The 18210-nt window shown below is 45.9% G+C and carries 11 protein-coding genes; 3 read left to right on the top strand and 8 right to left on the bottom strand.

Going from position 1 to position 18210, the window contains the following annotated elements; genetic code table 11:
- The first annotated feature begins 516 nt into the window (after nucleotides 1-516).
- Nucleotides 517-1770 (top strand): S-layer homology domain-containing protein, encoded by a 1254-nt coding sequence (locus tag QT996_RS18605; RefSeq protein ID WP_333048233.1) that lies wholly within the window; start codon nucleotides 517-519, stop codon nucleotides 1768-1770.
- A gap of 128 nt (nucleotides 1771-1898) precedes the next feature.
- Here the strand turns inward: QT996_RS18605 and QT996_RS18610 are convergent, their stop codons facing one another.
- The 7 genes from QT996_RS18610 to QT996_RS18640 form a co-directional block, all read right to left on the bottom strand.
- Entirely contained in the window at nucleotides 1899-2423 is a 525-nt protein-coding gene (locus QT996_RS18610; protein WP_333048235.1) for a pentapeptide repeat-containing protein, read from the bottom strand.
- A 20-nt stretch (nucleotides 2424-2443) separates the two neighbouring features.
- Nucleotides 2444-3793: an LCP family protein gene (locus QT996_RS18615; RefSeq protein ID WP_333048236.1), complete on the bottom strand. Its 1350-nt coding sequence runs from the start codon at nucleotides 3791-3793 to the stop codon at nucleotides 2444-2446.
- A 14-nt stretch (nucleotides 3794-3807) separates the two neighbouring features.
- Entirely contained in the window at nucleotides 3808-4155 is a 348-nt protein-coding gene (locus QT996_RS18620; RefSeq protein WP_333048237.1) for a DUF6717 family protein, read from the bottom strand.
- A 426-nt stretch (nucleotides 4156-4581) separates the two neighbouring features.
- A complete protein-coding gene (locus QT996_RS18625) occupies nucleotides 4582-5757 on the bottom strand; it encodes an aminotransferase class V-fold PLP-dependent enzyme (RefSeq protein ID WP_333048238.1) in 1176 nt (391 codons plus the stop codon).
- 56 nt (nucleotides 5758-5813) lie between these two features.
- On the bottom strand, nucleotides 5814-6419 hold the full coding sequence (locus tag QT996_RS18630; protein ID WP_333048239.1) for a molybdenum cofactor guanylyltransferase: 606 nt from the start codon (nucleotides 6417-6419) through the stop codon (nucleotides 5814-5816).
- Between the two features lie 124 nt (nucleotides 6420-6543).
- On the bottom strand, nucleotides 6544-7608 hold the full coding sequence (locus tag QT996_RS18635) for an anthranilate phosphoribosyltransferase family protein (RefSeq protein WP_333048241.1): 1065 nt from the start codon (nucleotides 7606-7608) through the stop codon (nucleotides 6544-6546).
- Between the two features lie 121 nt (nucleotides 7609-7729).
- A complete protein-coding gene (locus QT996_RS18640; protein ID WP_333048242.1) occupies nucleotides 7730-8704 on the bottom strand; it encodes a LysR family transcriptional regulator in 975 nt (324 codons plus the stop codon).
- A gap of 587 nt (nucleotides 8705-9291) precedes the next feature.
- Here QT996_RS18640 and QT996_RS18645 point away from each other — a divergent pair.
- On the top strand, nucleotides 9292-12720 hold the full coding sequence (locus QT996_RS18645; RefSeq protein WP_333048243.1) for a PAS domain S-box protein: 3429 nt from the start codon (nucleotides 9292-9294) through the stop codon (nucleotides 12718-12720).
- Between the two features lie 20 nt (nucleotides 12721-12740).
- Here the strand turns inward: QT996_RS18645 and QT996_RS18650 are convergent, their stop codons facing one another.
- A complete protein-coding gene (locus QT996_RS18650; protein WP_333048244.1) occupies nucleotides 12741-14957 on the bottom strand; it encodes a polysaccharide biosynthesis tyrosine autokinase in 2217 nt (738 codons plus the stop codon).
- Nucleotides 14958-15382: 425 nt separating this feature from the next.
- On the opposite strand from QT996_RS18650, the gene QT996_RS18655 reads away from it, so the two are divergent.
- Nucleotides 15383-18166 carry a polysaccharide biosynthesis protein gene (locus QT996_RS18655; protein WP_333048246.1) on the top strand — a complete coding sequence of 928 codons (2784 nt, stop codon included), beginning with the start codon at nucleotides 15383-15385 and terminating at the stop codon, nucleotides 18164-18166.
- Nucleotides 18167-18210 lie beyond the last annotated feature (44 nt).

Genomic DNA, 18210 nt, shown 5'->3' on the forward strand with positions numbered 1-18210 from the left:
CGCGTCATTGGTTTTCTCACTGGATGGTCTTGGATTTTACATTCTTTATCTCTATCACATCTTTAAAAAAATGGTATAAGGTATGCGTCGAGAACTTCGACGGCAGAGACTTCGCGATCGCGAATCATTCGCGCTAGCTGATGGGCAGAGGCAAACGTCAGGCTACTCATAAGCAACAAACAGGTATTTCTCGATCGAGTCAATTATATTCACTTTTAGTTAATATAGTTAACTAATATCAAACGGCTTTGTCCCTAAATCGTGTTAATTGCAGAGACAAGGTAGATAAGGGAGATAAGCAACATAAGGATTTTAAGGAATTTAAGCCTTTTAAAAGTCCAAAACAAGCATTAAAAATTTTATTTTAAAAAACCGTATCTTCCCCGCCAAATAACTAAAATTCTTCAATAATGATTACATAAGTGAGGGAAAGAGCAAGTTGGGCAGGAATCAATTAGCCTATCAAAAGCTTAGTTCTCCTCAATAAAAAAAATGTGTAAATTGGAGAATCAAAAAATGTCTGTATTACATCGCATCAAATCCGGTACATCTGTTTTATTAACACTGGGAACAGTTGCCGGAACCGCAGCACCGATGCTAGCTCCCGCGCCTTCTTTTGCTCAGACAGCTTTTTCGGATGTTAATAATAACTACTGGGCAAAAGACTTTATTCAAGATTTGTCAGAAAGAGGCATTATCAAAGGATTTCCCGATCGCACTTTCCGCCCGGATGCACCCGTAACGCGGGCTGAATTTGCGGCAATGGTGCGTTCTGTGAAAAAGGCAAAAACCCGCGATGCTGTAAGGTTTGCCGATGTTCCGTCTAATTTTTGGGCAAGCGGGGCGATCGCCGAAGCTTACGAAATGGGATGGATGTCTGGCTATCCCGGCAATGTTTTCAGGCCGACACAGCAGATTCCTCGCGTTCAAGTTGTAGTCGCTTTAAATAACGGAATGGGCTATGAGCCTAGGTGCGATTTTCAAGATGTTCTCAGCTACTATAATGATGCGGGTGAGATTCAAAGTTATGCTGTCAAAAGCGTTGCTGCTGCTACTGAAAAACAGTTGGTTGTCAGCTATCCCAATCCTAAATCTCTCAAACCGAACAAGTCAGCAACGCGAGCTGAAGTAGCTGCTTTTATCTATCAAACATTAGTGAGTAGCAATCAAGCAAGAGCAATTAATTCTCCTTACATTGCTAAGATTGATGTTAACGAGTCTGTTGCTGTGAAAATTCCCAGTGGGGCGACTATTCCAGTCGAGTATGCAAAAGGCAAGATTTTGCTCGGCCCCAATGACAAATCTCCGATTACGCTGACTGTTGCTTCGGATATCACGGGTAATAATGGTCAAGTGCTAATACCCGAAGGCTCGAAAATTAATGGCGAATTGCGATCGACTGCTTCGGGGGTTCAGTTTGTGGCTCAAGAATTAAGTATCATCAACGGCAGCAGAGTGCCTCTCAATGCCACTTCGCAAGTGATTACTAGGAAAGAAACTGTTACTAAGGGCGTTAATGTTGGTAATCTGCTTAAGAATACGGCGTTGGGTGCAGCAGCAGCGGCGGCGATCGCAGGTGTTACGGGCGATCGGGCGATCGCGACTGAAGAGGTGCTCGGCGGTGCGGGAATCGGGACTTTGATTGGCGTGTTTTTGGGTCGAGATAAAGTTGATTTGTATGCTGTTAATCCCGACACCGATTTAGATTTGCTGTTGAATTCCGATTTGGTAGTTGGTACTGCCAGCACAGGAATTTGTCGCGCTCGATAGAGCCAATACTAGGAAATTTCCTCAAACCCCTCCCCTTGCAGGAGAGGGGCTTTAATTTGTGTATTTTATCTCGCTACAGGTGCATCTAATCAAATAATTAGCCAGGGATTTTCTTGAAGTGTGAATTCCTACGGACATCCCAAACTTTCTCGGGTAGAAACTCCCGTCACTGGATTGACACCATCTGCTTTCTCGCACAGGATACTCACTTGATAAGCGTCGATAATCGCGTCAGTAAAATCAGCGCCGGAAATTGCAGCATCAAAAAACCGAGTTCGAGTCATAATTGCCTCGGAAAAATTAGCATTTGTCAAATTAGCGCCGTCGAATGTAACTCTATCTGCCAAAGCACCGGAGAGGTTGGCACCTGACAAGTTGGCATTCAACAAAACTCCCTTAGTCAAAATCGCATTAGTTAAATCAGCACCTTGAAAATTTGTTCCCCGCATTTCCGCAGCGACAAATGTTCCCCCCGCTAAATCCGAGTTGGAAAAATCGCGATCGGACAAATTAATATTTGTGTAATTAATACTGGTTTTCGGCAGGGCAAATGCCGGAGTAGCACTCAGCAGCACCCACCCACAAGCCAAGACTAAACTTAAAATGAGGCTGAGGAAAATTCTGAAAACACCTTTCACAGATATTGCACTCATGGTAATTGACTCATGACTAATTAAAATCGTTTTACCCAATCTTCCCCAACGCGAAGCGTCAAGTCAGAATTGATTTCACCCGTAGAAGATGCTTCAATTTTACCGCCTCCTAATTCTTTTTGCAGTAGATTCGCTGCCTCTAAATCGCCTTGCTGAACAATAATTTGACTTTGACGCTGCTTGTCGGGCGAATCCTGCACTACAGATACATTAAAAAACCCCTTTTTTGTGAGAAAGTCAGCAACGTTTTTTGCGGTGGTCGGTTTGCTAGAAGCATTTTGGACGGCTATTTTGAGGTTTTTGGGCAAAACGGACTCGGCTGGATTGCGAAATCTTCCTTGTGCAAAATCCGGCACGCTCTGGTTGAAATATTGTGTCATAATGCGATCGAGCCCGATCGCATCTACCATCCAATAACTCCTCAAATCTCCTTGTTCTGAACTAGAACGTCCAGGCAACATTACCATTTTAAAATTATCTCGCTCCAATTGCAAACCGAAATTAGCCAGCGTTAATATTTCCTCATAATTGAGGTTTGTATCCACATATTTTTGCATCAATCGAACAATTTGTGGCAATCGCACCAATACTGATGGACTTGCTAGGCGGTTCCGAATAGCTTGAATTAAAGATTGCTGTCGCTGAATGCGACCAATATCTCCTAAACCATCGTTGCGAAATCGAGCAAATTGTTCTGCTTGTTCTCCGTTGAGAGTTTGCCATCCCTGAGCTAAGTTTATTTTTAACTTTTGGGCGGTATCTGTATAGGACATGGCGCGAGGTACAAATACCTCAATTCCGCCCAACAAATCGACTAATTCCCGAAACGCATTGTTGCTGACTCGCACGTATCGTTCAATTCTCGTATTGTTCAGCATACTGCTAACCAATCGCGTCGCCAAAGCTGCTCCTCCCGTAGCATTGGCTTCGCTAATTTTGCTTAAGCTAATTCCGGGAACTTCGACTTTAGTATCTCGTGGAACAGAAAGTAAACTAATAGATTTATCTCTAGGATCGAGGTGAAATAAGAGTATTGTATCGCTGCGACCCTCAAAAATCTTAGGGGAATTGGCTGCTGCTTCCGGCACGCCGTCAATTCCCAATATCAAGATATTAACTGACCGCGACAGTCGGTATCCAGAGCGGTTGGAGGATAGATAGTCAAAGCCAGTCGCCTCTAATACTCTATTGATAATTGGAGGTTCCACGGGAGCTAACAGGGCAGTAATTGCCCCCATTGTGGCCGAGATGGCAGCGGTGAAGACTAGGAAAAATAGCCCCACTATATACAGGAAGAATTTAGGCTTTTTTCGAGATGTTTGATCGACTGGTGTAACAAAGTCTCTTTTAAAAATTGACAAGTTTTTCATTGACTTGCTGTTGGTTATTGCAGTTTTTCAGCTTTGCAGTAAAACTTGGGCGGTGCTTCTGGAAAGTATTTGAGCATAGCCGGACACAGCCAGCCTTCGAGATTTTTCGATTCCCACCGATACCAGTTACCCCCGTACTCTGCTTTCAACCACAGCATTTCTGCTTGATATCCGGGAAATGGATTGGCTGAAAATAAAAGTCGGAAACCTTGAGCGGCATTGGGAATGTCTGCGACAAGCGCGTTAATCATTTCGGGGACGCCCTGAACAAAAGGTTCTCGGACAAGTCCGACTCTCTCGTCGTCAAAAACCCAGGTGTACTGTTCGCGATAGGGGTAAATTACCATCATGGCATTGGACATGGTATTCGCCTCTTTTCATTTCCTTTGTTTTGTCTGCAAAAATGCAAGTGTTGATACATTATATTCTGTTGCACGGAAGTTGTGCGCTATCCGCTTTGACAACCCTGTTTTAACTTAGGAATTTTCGCGGGTTATTTACAAATTTTATGCGGTTGGGGCGGATGGGCGAAATTTAGGGTCATGGGGTTTTAGAGCTGTTTTTTTTTGAGCTTTTTATTTAAGGTAAATAGTAGCAAAATTAAATAGGAATCAAGATGATTCATTGCAGAATTTTTACTCTTATTATGCCTATTTCTATAACCTTTACTACCTTTATAGTAAGGACAACTACTCTGTATTCATCCAAACTATGAGAACCGACACTCTAACTACAAACATATAACTGTTTGTAGCTGGGTGTGATGTTTCTTTTCTGGAAGCTCCAGCTCAAATTCTAGTCAGCTCAACTAGCGCCTTAGCTAAATATTGATACTGTGGCAAAGTATTGTACAACTGAGCCGAAATCCTCACCAACTGCTTACTAGAATCAGGCCAAGGAATCACCGGAACTTCTATTTTAAAAATCTCCCACAGCGCCTCTTGCAAAGGTGGAATTCCTCCCTTTGCAACCACATCAGACTGAGAGTCTGCCAGTGGCACAACAGCCATTGAACCCACCATATCATCAGGACAAGGCAGCGGCAAATCTAATTTCTCCGCCAATATTTTTCTGCCCGCCAATGCTAAAGCATGATTTTTTGCCCTCAATTCCGGCCAGCCGCCGCTTAACAAAGAACCCAGAAAATCAATAGCTATAGGCACGCACAAATAGGGACTGGGATCGACAGTTCCCATCCAGTCAAATTCTAATTGAAAGCGCGATTTATCAGCGCGGGGCGAATTAGCACCGTGACTGATCGTAGTTGGTCGAATGGCATCTTGCTTGTCGCGCCGCACGTACAGAAAGCCCGCACCTTTCGGCGCGCACAGCCATTTGTGGCAATTTCCGGTATAATAAGCCGCGCCAATTTCATCTAAATTCAGCGCTACCATTCCCGGCGCATGAGCTCCGTCTACTAATACATCGACGCCACGATTAGCTAACTCGCCGACTAATTGTTTGATGGGAAATATTAAACCTGTTTGGCTGACAACGTGGTCTAATAAGGCTAACTTTGTTTGCGGTGAAACGCACTTAATTATTGCTTCAATAATTTGCTCGGGTGACTCAATTGGAAAGGGCACTTCGGCTACTATTACTTTAGCCCCCGTACGTTCCGCTACAAAATTAAGTGTGTTGCGGCAAGCGTTGTATTCCTGATTTGTAGTTAGCAATTCGTCGCCCGGAGCAAAACAGAGCGATCGCAAAACTGCATTTACTCCCGTCGTCGCATTCGGCACAAACACCAAGTCATCCTCAGCCGCACCGATAAATGTTGCTAACTGATTTCTTGCATTATCCAACAAGGGTTCAAATTCCCGCAGTAAAAAACGCAATGGTTCTCTTTCCAGTTGTTCTCGAAAAGCGGTTTGCGCTTCCAGTACGGGAATTGGGCAGGCCCCAAAAGAGCCGTGATTGAGGAAAGTTATATTGCGATCGAGCAACCAATATGCGTTAATCATTAGTAATTAGTCATTAGTCATTAGTCATTAGTCATTAGTCAGTTAACTGTCAACTGTCAACTGTCAACCATTTTACCTTTTAATTGCTCAAACTCTTCTAATGTATTGCAATTCGATAACATTACTGCTTCTCGTTGCCCTACAGGTAGAGGGCTTGCGGAGATTTGATTTAACCACACTTGAAAGGAACGTCCCCCTTTGTCAATAAAACTTTGCAGACTGGGCAGAGATTGTTGGCGGTAGAAGCCACACAAAGGCTCCCAGCGCGAATTTTGATAAGGCACAACTGCTAAAGTTGATGAGGGAAATTCTGTTAACTGACTTGCCCAATTTTGAATAATCTGGGTATCCAACAAAGGCAAATCGCAAGCTAACAGTAAAATCCACTCGGCTGCTACTTCTGTCAATCCCTGAGTCAATGCAACCAAGGGCCCGGAGCCCGGATTGTACTCTACCAGAAATTGGGATGTTTCGCTTAAGGTCGATCGATAGCGATCGGGCCAAGCAGTCAGAACATAAACTGCTGGCGTTACAACTTCGGCAACTTCCAACGCCCGCTGCAATAGGGATTTGCCCTCAATTTCCAGCAGAGCTTTATCCCTACCCATCCGCGAACTTTGGCCGCCTGCAAGCACAATTACAGCAATTTTAGGATTTGTCATTGGGAAGAAGGAAGAGGGAAGAAGGAAGAAGGAAGAAGGAAGAAAAATTTCTCCATGTAGGGTGGTGTGTACAAAACCTGCTCAATGTAGATGCCCACTGCACACAAAACCTGATTAATCATTTTCAACTAAAAACACTAACGGCTTGGCTAACTTCCTCAAGCTTTTGCACGACTTGACCGCTACTCAATAAAGTTTCTGCCTGAATCAAACCCGAGTGCATATCTAAACAAACTCCGCTGCGCCACAGATAAAAGCCGCCGTTCCAGATAGCAGACTGCATCAATTCCGACGGTTTTCCCAACAACACTTCCTGCATTTGTTTGAATAACTCAGAGGCTGATTCAAAGGCAGGATTGGTGCTGCTAAAACCGTAATCTCCGTGGGCTAAAAGCACTCGCTCGAACTCGGCATCCGGCTTAGCAATGCCGATAATCGCAGTACGATCGCGCGGCAAATCGCAGCTTCCCTCCAATCCCTTGACAGTGGTATAATTTTTGATTCCCCGCAACTCAAAGGCTTTTTGAAACATACCTTCTGTCGGCGGGTGGACGTAGCCGGAGATGACGTTAACGTCGCCGGCATAGGGACACCACATCAACTCCATTGTCGAAAAAGGTGGTCGTTTGCCGATTTCGCGGCGATAGGGAACTAAAGCGGCGGCTTGAGGAAAATGCTTGGGGAGGTAAACAAAACCCAAACCCGTACTGTCAAAAACTTGCTGGACTTTTTTTAAACTCAGTTTTCTCCAGTCAACTCCCAAACCACGCCAAATTTCAATCAGGGGAATGCCTTCTTTGGTTGGCATTGTATCCCCCCCGTGCATGAGGGTTGGCACGCCAGAGGAGGCTAAAATTAGGGCTGTTAAAGGGCTAATGGGAGCCGTGCGCGATCGCCCGTCGTAAGCAACGCCAAACACGGCGACGGTAGAGACGGAAAACCCTTTTTCTCGGTTTGGGGGGGCAAGCATAGGCCCCAATTCTTCATAAGCATCGAGCATTCCCGCTAATTCTTCGCCGGTGGGCCGTTTAATGCGGTGGGAAATCATAAAAGCTCCGATTTGAGCCGGTGTTGCTTCTTGCAGCAGCATCATCCGCGTGGCTGCTGCTGCTTCGGAACGAGTTAAGTTTTCTCCTGTGTGTATTCCGCTGCCAATTTTTCGCAGCAATTCTCTAAATGCGTCACTCATAACTTTTGAAGTTGGTAATTGGTAATTGGTAGTTGGGAGTTAGTAATTGGTAGTTAGTAATTGGTAATATTTGAATCCGTTTAAATTTAAAATTCCCAAAATTCAATTCAAAATTATCGAATTAACTCCCTGATTTTTCTAGCTTGATTACATCCAATGGCGGCACAAATTCGCGTACCAGATTCCAGAAATGGGCGATCGGCGGAATTTGCATTCGATCGTGAGTTGTCACCAACACGACTTCGCGAGTCCAAGTCGGATCTGCTGCCAATTGACCGATCGCGGAAACCTTGGAAGTTGACCGATCTTGGGCGATCGACCGAATTGCTAAAGTGCGATCGCCCTTCGCGTCCACCAAAGCTGAATGCGGCAGCAAAGCAATCAATTCTCCCTGTCGCACCACACCCCGAAAAGCATCAAGAGTGTTGAGCTCCAAAACAGCATGAAGTTTAGCACCGATGCGTCCAAATTGTTCTTGCACCATCCGCTGCATTCCGTACCCGTCCTTAAACACCACTTGCGGGTAACAAATCAATTCCGGCCAAGGTACTCGATCGTACTGGGCCAAGGGATGACCAGCCGCCATCAACACCTCGATCGGCTCATTGTAGAGCACCTCAACCAACATTTCCGGGGCTTGAGTAAAATAGCGGTTGTTCATCACCACCGCTATGTCCACCAAACCGTCTTTGAGGACTTTCAGAGCTCGATCGCTCCCGAGGGAAGTCACCCGCAACTGCACGTCTGGATAGTCGCGGCAAAACTTTTGCAGCACAGGCGGCAAATAAGCAGCGCAAACCGAGTGAATCGCAGCCACGCAAAGTTCCGGCTGCTTTCCCGCCCGTAAGTCTCCCAATTCTTCAGCAGCATTTTGCCAAGTCTGACAGATTTTGCGAGCGTGAGGTAGGAGGCATTCTCCTCCCACAGTCAGTTTCGCGTGGGCTGTGCGGTGAAACAGCGACAAACCCACTTCCGCTTCTAATCCCTGCACTTGGCGGCTAATAGTCGATTGGGTAACGCCACACTTCCGGGCCGCTTGCTGAAAGCTACCAGTTTCAGCAACTGAAAGAAATGCTTGAAGCTGCTCTAAGCGCATGGAGGTTTAATTCGAGATGGTTTCAGAAATTTTACTGGAAGATAATCTGTGACATTAACCGATTTAGTAGCAGAATTTAGTAGACTTTGATACAGGTACAGATTAGTTTTGATTCCGTGCGAGACGCGGGGATGCTTCGCTCCAAGCATCAATTTCCTCCGGCAGGATTTCTGAGCCTCCAAGTAGAGGTCGATTCTCTTATGTTGAAGGGATTTCTGAATCGGCAAACTTATCAAAAAATAGATTCAATAAAGATGAGTTTATCGAATATTGCCAGCTTCTAGCTAAACTGTTTCCATGAACGTCACTCTAGTAATCTTCATCAAGGGAGTTCAATTGCTCTGTTTTTCCGTAAGTTGTGAATTCAAAAGATAGCCTTAAATTTCGTACCTCCTTGGGAATTATAGTACCTCACTCTCCCTAAACCTCTCAATAAATGTACGAATATTGCAGCCAGGTTAAAGCCTGCTCTGAACTTTCCTTCCCGGACTAAAGTCACTCTTGTTTTATGTTTTTTGTGTATAAACTAGAAATTAGCGGGTCAGCAACACAAGTGCAACTAGGATTGATCGCACAGGAAAGCCGAAATGCTGCCATTTATTAAGATTATGTCATTTAACCACAATTTTATTCCGCAAGATGGCTGTTGCCAGTGGCAACCCCAGTTGATGGGACTGCAGGCGGTCAGCGATGTGTTAATTGCCCTGGCTTATTATTCAATTCCAGCACTTCTGACATACTATGCCCGGAAGCAGCGGGACGTGCCTTTGAGCAAGGGGTTTCTCCTATTGGGAGCCTGGTTTTTCTGCGGTGGGACAACTCATTTGATGCAAGTTTGGATGCTGGTGCATCCCAGCTACTGGCTGTCAAGTTTGAGCGCCGCCTTGACCGCTATCATCTCTTTGTGGGCTTTAGCGTCCCTGATACCCGGCATTTCTCAATTCTTGGCTATGGGTGGAGCGGCCTCTTTTGCAGGAAATACGCCGCTGGGAACTGAAAAGGTCGATCGACCGCAAGCCGACTCTGCTATTACAAATTCCGTCCCATTGCCCACAACCGAACTCCAGCAAATTAACCAGCGATTGCTCGCAGAAATAACACAGCGCGAGCGAGTCGAGGAACTCCTGCTTGACGCTGTAGACAAGTTGCAAGAAAGTGAAGAACGCTTCCGCGTTTTTCAGGAATTATCCCTAGACGGATTTAACGTGTTCCGCAGCATTCGCGACGAATCCACAATTGTGGATTTTGAATGGGAATACGTCAATCCCGCAGCGGCAAAAATTCAACAACATACACCTGAAGAATTAATCGGCAAGCGATTGCTGCAAGTGCTGCCCGGCCATAAAGATAGCGGTTTGTTCCACCGTTACGTCGAAGTTCTAGAAACAGGAATTCCCCTCGATACCGAGATTTATTACAACAGGGAAGGCATTGTCGGCTGGTTTCGGATTATGACCGTTAAATTGGGCGATGGCATTGCTATTTCTTTTGGCGATATTACTAAGCGCAAGCAAGTAGAAGCATCCCTGCGCGAGGCGCTGCAAAAACTCACTTCTCATTTTGAAAATACGCCCCTAGCGGTGATTGAGTGGGATGAAAACTTTCGTCTCAGCGGGTGGTCGCCGGCGGCACAGAAGATTTTTGGGTGGGAAAAAATAGAAGTTTTAGGCAAGCATTTTAGCGAATGGAACTTTATTTCTAAGGGCGATTTGGAAGATGTAGAATCGGCAATTTATAATTTAAAAAAACCAGAAAATCGCTGCAATGTAGTTCGCAACAGCAATTATAATAAGTACGGTTCGTTGGTACACTGCGAGTGGTACAATTCGGCTTTTTACAGCGATTCTGGACAGTTGATATCGGTGCTGTCTCTGGTTTTGGACGTGACGGAACGCTTTAAATTTCTGGAAGTGCTGCGACAGTCTGAAGAGCGGTTTCGGATTGCAGCAGAAAGTGCCAGCGATTTGATTTATGAATGGGATATCGAGACCGACATCGTGCTGTGGTTCGGTCACGTAGACGAACATTTGGAGTACGCAAAAGGCGGATTTCCAAGGACAAGAGCAGCTTGGAACAGTATCTTGCACCCGATCGACCGCGATCGAGTTTTGGCTGCGGTCGATCGGTATTTGAGTGCGCCAGACAGTTCGGCCGCCCCATTTTTTCAGGAATACCGTGTTCAGTGCCAGCGGGGTGGCTTGCTCCACTGGATCGATCGGGGCAAAGCAGTGCTTGACAAACAAGGTAATCCCTGCAAATGGATCGGCGTGATTAGCGACATCACCGCTCGCAAAGAAGCCGAAGAACAGCGGAATTGGGCCTTGGTGCGGGAACAGGCCGCCCGTCGCCAAGCCGAAGCCAGCGAACAGTTGTACCGCGTCCTCGCTGAAGCCATCCCGCAAATAGTTTGGACTGCCAGAGCCGACGGCTGGTTCGACTACTACAACCAGCGCTGGTTTGAATATACTGGCTTGACCCTGGAGGAAACTCAAGGCTGGGGGTGGCAGTTAGCCCTCCATCCAGATGACCTGGAAGATGCTGTAGAAAGCTGGAAGACCTCGGTGGAGACAGGGAAGACTTACGAGGTGGAATACCGCTTTAAACGGGCATCTGACGGAGCTTACCGCTGGCATCTGGGCAGGGCATTGCCCGTGCGGGACGCTGAGGGGAAAATCCTCAAATGGTTCGGGACTTGTACTGATATTGACGATCGCCAGCGATTGGCCCAAACAGCCTATTTTAGCGCTCAAGCTTTGGCTTTGCTGTCGTCGGCTTCCCTGGATTACGAGAAGGCGCTGCAAGGTTTGGCAGATTTAACAGTACCTGGGCTGGGAGATTGGTGCTGTGTGCATTTGCTCGATGCCGACGGCTCGATCCGCTTGCAAGCAGTTGCTCACTCAGATCCGAGCAAAGTCGCTCTGCTGTGGCAAATCGATCGGCGTATGCCACTAGACCCCCAGGGACGGCACGGAGTAGCAAAGGTGCTGCGGACTGGTGAGTCGAAGCTCTACCCAGAAATACCGGAATGGGTGATCGAGGCGATTGTGCCGGACAGGGAACTGCAGTTGGTACTGCGCTCCCAATCCCAGGTGCTGTCGGCAATCTGCGTGCCGCTGATCGCTCGCGGGCGGACGCTGGGAGCGATTTCGTTGCTGTGCGGGGAGTCGGGCCGCCGCTGCGGGGAGAGCGATTTGGTTTTGCTGGAGGATGTGGCGCGGGATGCGGCGGTGGCGATCGACAATGCGCGGCTTTACCGGGAAGCAGCGGAGGCTAACCGGATTAAAGATGAGTTTTTGGGAACGCTTTCTCACGAGTTGCGGACGCCTCTGAACGCGATTTTGGGCTGGGCCCAGATGCTGCGCCAGCGCAAAATGAGTCCGGAAAAAACGGCTGTGGGTTTGGAGACTATTGAGCGAAACGCGCGGTTGCAGACTCAGATGATAGAGGATTTGCTGGACGTTTCCCGGATTGTAAGTGGCAAAGTGTGTTTGAAGCTGTGCCCGGTGGATTTGGCACGGATTGTAGAAACGGCGGTGAAGGCGCTGAGCCCTGATGCTGAAGCTCGGGGAGTTGAATTGGCGAGTTTTTGTGGCGAAGGGGTGAGCTTGGTGAGGGGCGATGCTACTCGTTTGCAGCAGGTGGTGTGGAATTTGCTCTCGAATGCTATTAAGTTTACGCCGCCGTCGGGTCACGTGGAAATCAAGCTCTCGGAGGATGGGGAACCGGGAGCAGCGGGTGGCGCCATATTGTCTGGGCCGTCTCCGGCGCACTCTGTTTCGATCGTTGTCAGCGATACGGGAATTGGCATCAGCAAGGAGTTTTTGCCGTTTGTGTTCGATCGCTTCCGCCAAGCTGACAGCACTTCTACGCGCAATTACGGCGGGCTGGGACTGGGATTGGCGATCGTCCGCCATCTCGTGGAACTCCACGGCGGCAGTGTCTGGGCCGAAAGTCCTGGGGAAGGACTCGGCTCGACTTTCGGAGTGCGGCTGCCAATAATCAATAACAACAGTTAACTGTTAACTGTTGTTATTGATTACTGGTTATTCGTTATTTTATTGATGCCAGGACTCTGCTCTTGAGTGTAAGATTCATTGGTAAAATAGTAATGGCTGTGCGGTTCGTTTTTAGGACTTACTCCATTCACCACTAAGCCCAGAACGTGCTGACTTGATTTCTTCAATAGCTCCTTGGCAAAAGCCACAGTACCAGAATTAAGAACACCAGGCCGCACTACCAATAAAATCCCATCTGCTTTATTCCCCAGAATCAGAGCATCAGCAGCAACATTCAGAGAAGGAGCATCAATAATCACTGCATCATAAGTAGCCGAAAATTGCTTAATCAATAAAGTGATCCGCTGTGAATCCAAGAGAGCCATTGGATTAGGCGGAATCACCCCGCAAGTCAGCACATCTAAATTATCCATGACTTGGGCTATCGCATCCCCAAACCCAGCTTGTCCGACTATGACATTGCTCAAGCCTACTTGATTGGGAAGTTCCCAAATCCGATGTTGAACAGGACAGTGCATATCCGCATCTACCAGCAAAACCTTCCGTCCTAATTGAGCTATAGCTACAGCCAAATTAGCGGATACAGTAGACTTGCCTTCTTGCGGTAGCGAACTACTGACAACAATCACTTTCAGCTCTTTATCAGAACTCAGGAACCTCAGATTTGCCTGAAGCATTCGGTAAGCAGCACTGCTCGAAGTATGAGGACTATCTCTAACAACAATCTGTCGGGGAGATAGCTCTAAATCCTGCGAAGCAGACTTAAGTAGCCAGGAATTGCGACGAGGATTTTTTTCAGGCTTTCTATGAAAAGGAATCACCCCCAGCAAAGTAAACCCAAATAATTCCCTCGCCTCTTCAATAGTTTTCACGGACTTATCTTGAGATTCTAAAACCAGCGCCGCAGCTACCGCCAGCAGAGTTCCCAACAAGCTGCCCGATACCAGCAATAAAGACTTGCGAGAAGCCACTGGTTCTTCGGGAACGCTCGGCTTTTGGATAATCCGAGCATTCCCCACTTGCTGATTTTCTGTAATCCGAATTTGCTGGAGTTTTTTTTGCAATTCTTCATAATCAGCTTCGGCTTCTTGAAGTTTTCTTTCTAGTTCCCGCTTTTCCTTCTCTAGCTTCGGCAAAACTTTTACCCGCTGCTTGTAGGCAGCTAGAGAATTTGATAGAATAGTAACTCGCTCCGCCAAACCCTGGCGTTCTACATCGACCTTGATAAATTCTTCTATCAGTTTGGGTTTCACGTCTCCTATCTGTAAACTTTGGTTGGGCAACGGCTGTTGGCCACCTAAAACTTGTTGTATTTGTTGGTCGAGTAAAGCTTTTATGGTAGCTTTTTTAGTTTCTAACCTAGTTATTATAGGCGAATTATCCACGTAGATATTTTGCTCAATTGCTAACTGCCGCTCTATTTGTTTGTATTCTTTGAGAGCTTCCTGCACAGTGCTAGATTGGCTGAGATTGCTGGCGGTCAATGCTTGCTGGGGATTCATTTGTAATTCGTCTTCAAATGCTTTAGACTTAGCACGGGCGTTGAGCAAATCAGACTTAGCTTGGTCAATTTGACTTTCTAGTCCTGCCATAACTGCAACTGCTGATTTAGCTTCTTCTTCAAGATTGACAACTTTATTATCTTCTTTAAATTTCCTCAATTCTGCCGCTGCTTTCCGCATAGCTTGGTCTGACTTAGGCAGTTTTTTTTCAATAAACTGTCGAACAGACACAGCTTCTAGGCGATTCACTTTTTGATTGTTATCTATATAAAACTTCATCAGGTTTTTTACGACATCGGCTGCTATTTTCGGGTTTTTGTCTTTGTATGAAACCGTTAGGATATCAGCTCCCCGAATAGTAGCTACGCTCAGCTTTTTTAAAATATCTTTGGTTTTCAGGGGGTGATTTTTTTCGTCTTTTAACTGAAGTATATTTATAGTTTTTTCGATAAGTTCGACAGAACGAATCAGTTCTATCTCGGTAGTTAGAGGGTTACTTTGCTCTGCCGCCGGAGTCAACTGTCCGATTTCTTTGCCCAATTCTGTTAAAGCAGAGCCTGGAGTTGTTTTCTTAAATAACAGCTTTCCTTCTGCTTCATAGATGGGCTTTTCCTTGAGCGTCGTGTAGGTGGCGAGTGCCATAACCGACACAAACACAGCTAAGGCGGGCAGCCACCTGCGCTTGAGAATGTGCCAGTATTCCTGAAATCCGATACCAGTTTCATTTGATTCCATCTGTTACTCCCGAAAAATGATTTTTTGTAAACAGTAACACCATAGGCTTTTAAACTCATTATTGAGAAGATCCATTGTATCACTTAAGTCAAGGACTGTCATGGTTTGAACAAATAGGTGGGCGCTCCCCATAACGACAAATTATATATTTTTATTAAAAACAAGTAAATAATTATAAATAAATTTACGAGGGATGCACCCATAATAGGATAAGATAAACGCAGAAACTAAGATAAAAAAATAATCTCAAAAACTCCAAAAAAAATTAGGAGACTGGACATATTCTTGGTAATCGCCTTAATGAAATAAATTGAGTGAGACCAGATTAAAAGGCTGATTCATTTCAGCGGGCCGGGTGGTAGAAAAAATAGCTCAGCCTTAGGTACTATCTCTAGTTGGGGTAAAGTTGTTGTATAATAACTAGCATGAATAAGAACATAAAAAAACTCAGCAAAGTTTTGGTGGGATTAAGAACTCGTCATTTTTTAATAATCGATGCAATTTGTTGGGCTATCGCACCCTTCTTGGCCTGGGAAATTCGTTTAGATGATACCTTGAGTCTGCCTCGCTACCTAAACAGTCTAGCGGTAGTTACAGTATTATTTGTAGCAGTCAAATTAGCAGTATTTTATGCCGGGGGCTTCTACAAGCGTTACTGGCAGTATGCGGGTCTGGAAGAAATGGCACAAATAGCGATGCTGATAGGTATATCCCTAGCAGTGCAAATTATCTTGTTCCAACAATTCTACCACTTAAATAATTCGCCGATCGCAAATCTGCCACGATCGCTGCCGCTACTAGACGCTATGATCGGCTTTTTGTTAGTTGCGGCCATTCGTTTCAGCATTCCAGCCCTCGAAAGATGGAACCAAAAACCGTGGAAAGTTCAGCAACGCGATCGCGTCCTGATAGTCGGTGCGGGCAGTGCAGGCACATCTCTGATGCAAACGATGCAGAGGAGCCCGGAGGTAGGACTCGATCCAATCGCTTTCGTTGACGACGACCCCAAAAAAATCAGCAAGCAGATTCGCGGACTGACTGTAGTTGGCAATCGTTATAACATTCCCGAAGTAGTGCAATCGCTCAATATCGGCAAAGTCATGATTGCCATCCCCTCAGCTCCAGGAAAAGAGATTAGGGAAATCGTAGAAATTTGCCAGTCAATTGGAACTCCAACCAGCACCCTCCCCGGCCTCAATGAAATCATCAACGGTCGCGTCAGTTTAGGTAGCCTCAGAAAAGTACAGATTGAGGACTTGCTCCGCCGCGCCCCCATCCAAACCGATACCCAGAAAGTCTTGGGATTGATTGGAGGCAAGAAAGTTCTCATTACTGGTGCGGGCGGCTCCATCGGCAGCGAACTTTGTCGGCAAATATTAAAGTCCGCTCCTGCGGAAATCATCATCGTCGGACACGGAGAAAATTCTGTATTCAACATTCAACAAGAACTAACAAAAGTCCTGTCAGAACTCAAAAAGACCAGCCCAACCCAAACAGATATTACTCGCGTTACAGCTTGCATCGCCGACCTTCGTTTGATCGATCGCTTAGAGTACGTTTTTCTCACAACGAAACCAGACATGATTTTTCATGCGGCTGCTCACAAACACGTACCCATGATGGAATTAAACCCGCCGGAAGCTATTACTAACAACGTGCGGGGGACGAAAAATCTGCTGGATATGGCATTGAAATACAATGTGGAACACTTTGTGATGATTTCCACCGACAAAGCGGTGAATCCAACTAGCATTATGGGAGCTAGCAAAAGAGTTGCCGAAATGCTGGTGCTGCAAGCAGCAAAAAAAAGCAAAAACCCCTTTGTAGTGGTTCGTTTTGGTAATGTTCTTGGCAGCCGCGGTAGCGTCGTACCCACTTTCCAGCGACAAATTGCTGAGGGCGGGCCGATCACAATTACCCATCCAGACATCTCTCGCTATTTCATGACAATTCCCGAAGCGGTTCAACTGGTTTTACAGGCAGCAATCATCGGCAGTGGTGGGGAAGTATTCATGCTTGAGATGGGGGAACCCATCAGAATTTTTGATTTAGCCAAGGATTTGATTCGGCTCTCAGGATATGAAGTAGGTAAAGACATAGAAATCGCGTTTACAGGGCTGCGACCTGGAGAAAAATTGTTTGAAGAACTGTTTATTCCTGGTGAGAAATACAACCGCACTAAACATGAAAAAATTCGGAGTCTTGGCAATGCCAGCCGCCTGGTGAAAGAAAATATTGACCAGGAAGTAGAAGCCCTTTGTCAAGCAGGCGATCGTAATGATGCGAATTTAATTGTCTTAATGCTACAGCAGTTAGTGCCTGAGTACATCCCAGGATATTTAACAGCCAATTTGCACGCAAATACAGCCAAAGAAAAAACCGATCAGGTAAAGATTAGTAGTCCAGCATCTGTTCAGCTAGAGAATGATTTGGGGGTGGCTCTTGCAAATGAGGAGTTTCGGATTCACTATCAGCCGATCGTCTGCCTGGAAACTAATCAGATAAGTGCTTTTGAAGCGCTGTTGCGCTGGCAGCACCCGACTCGAGGTTTGCTTTGGCCTGACGAATTCCTACCAGCCGCAGAAGAAACGGGCTTAATTGTTCCTATTGGCGAGTGGGTGCTGCGGCAAGCTTGCAGCCAGATGCGGATTTGGCAGTCGCAATTTCGTCTTAACTCTCCTTTAACAGTCAGCGTGAATTTGACTAGCAAACAGTTGTTCCACGCCGACTTAATCGAGAGGATTACCAAAATATTGAAGGAAACAAATCTTGATGCTTCTAGTTTGAGGTTAGAAATTCCTGAAGATGTTGTGACGGATAATTGTGAGTTAGCTGGGTCTGTGTTTGTCCAAATTAAAAATTTAGGAGTGCAAGTACAAATCGACCACTGTGGTCTTAGTGATGTATCATTAACTCAGCTCTACCAATTGACGCGACTTAAGTATGGGAAATTCGACAGTTTGAAGCTAGATTGTTCTTTAGTCAGCGGGCTAGATGCTAGCAACCCGAACTTAGAAATTCTTCGGAAAATTATTGCCATAACTCAAGAGTTAGGTATGGGCATGATTGCCACAGGAGTAGAAACTAGATGGCAAATAGCTGAACTCAAAGCTCTGAAATGCGTCTACGGACAGGGATACTTTTTCTCGAAGCCTGTAGAATGCGTGGCGGTAGGGAAATTGATTGGGGCTATGGCTGTTCATAGTTAATGGGAAATTTGTTAATTTTTTTTAGATTTCAAAAATACGATTTT

This window comes from Microcoleus sp. S13C4 (assembly GCF_036700865.1).
Taxonomy (GTDB): domain Bacteria; phylum Cyanobacteriota; class Cyanobacteriia; order Cyanobacteriales; family Microcoleaceae; genus Microcoleus.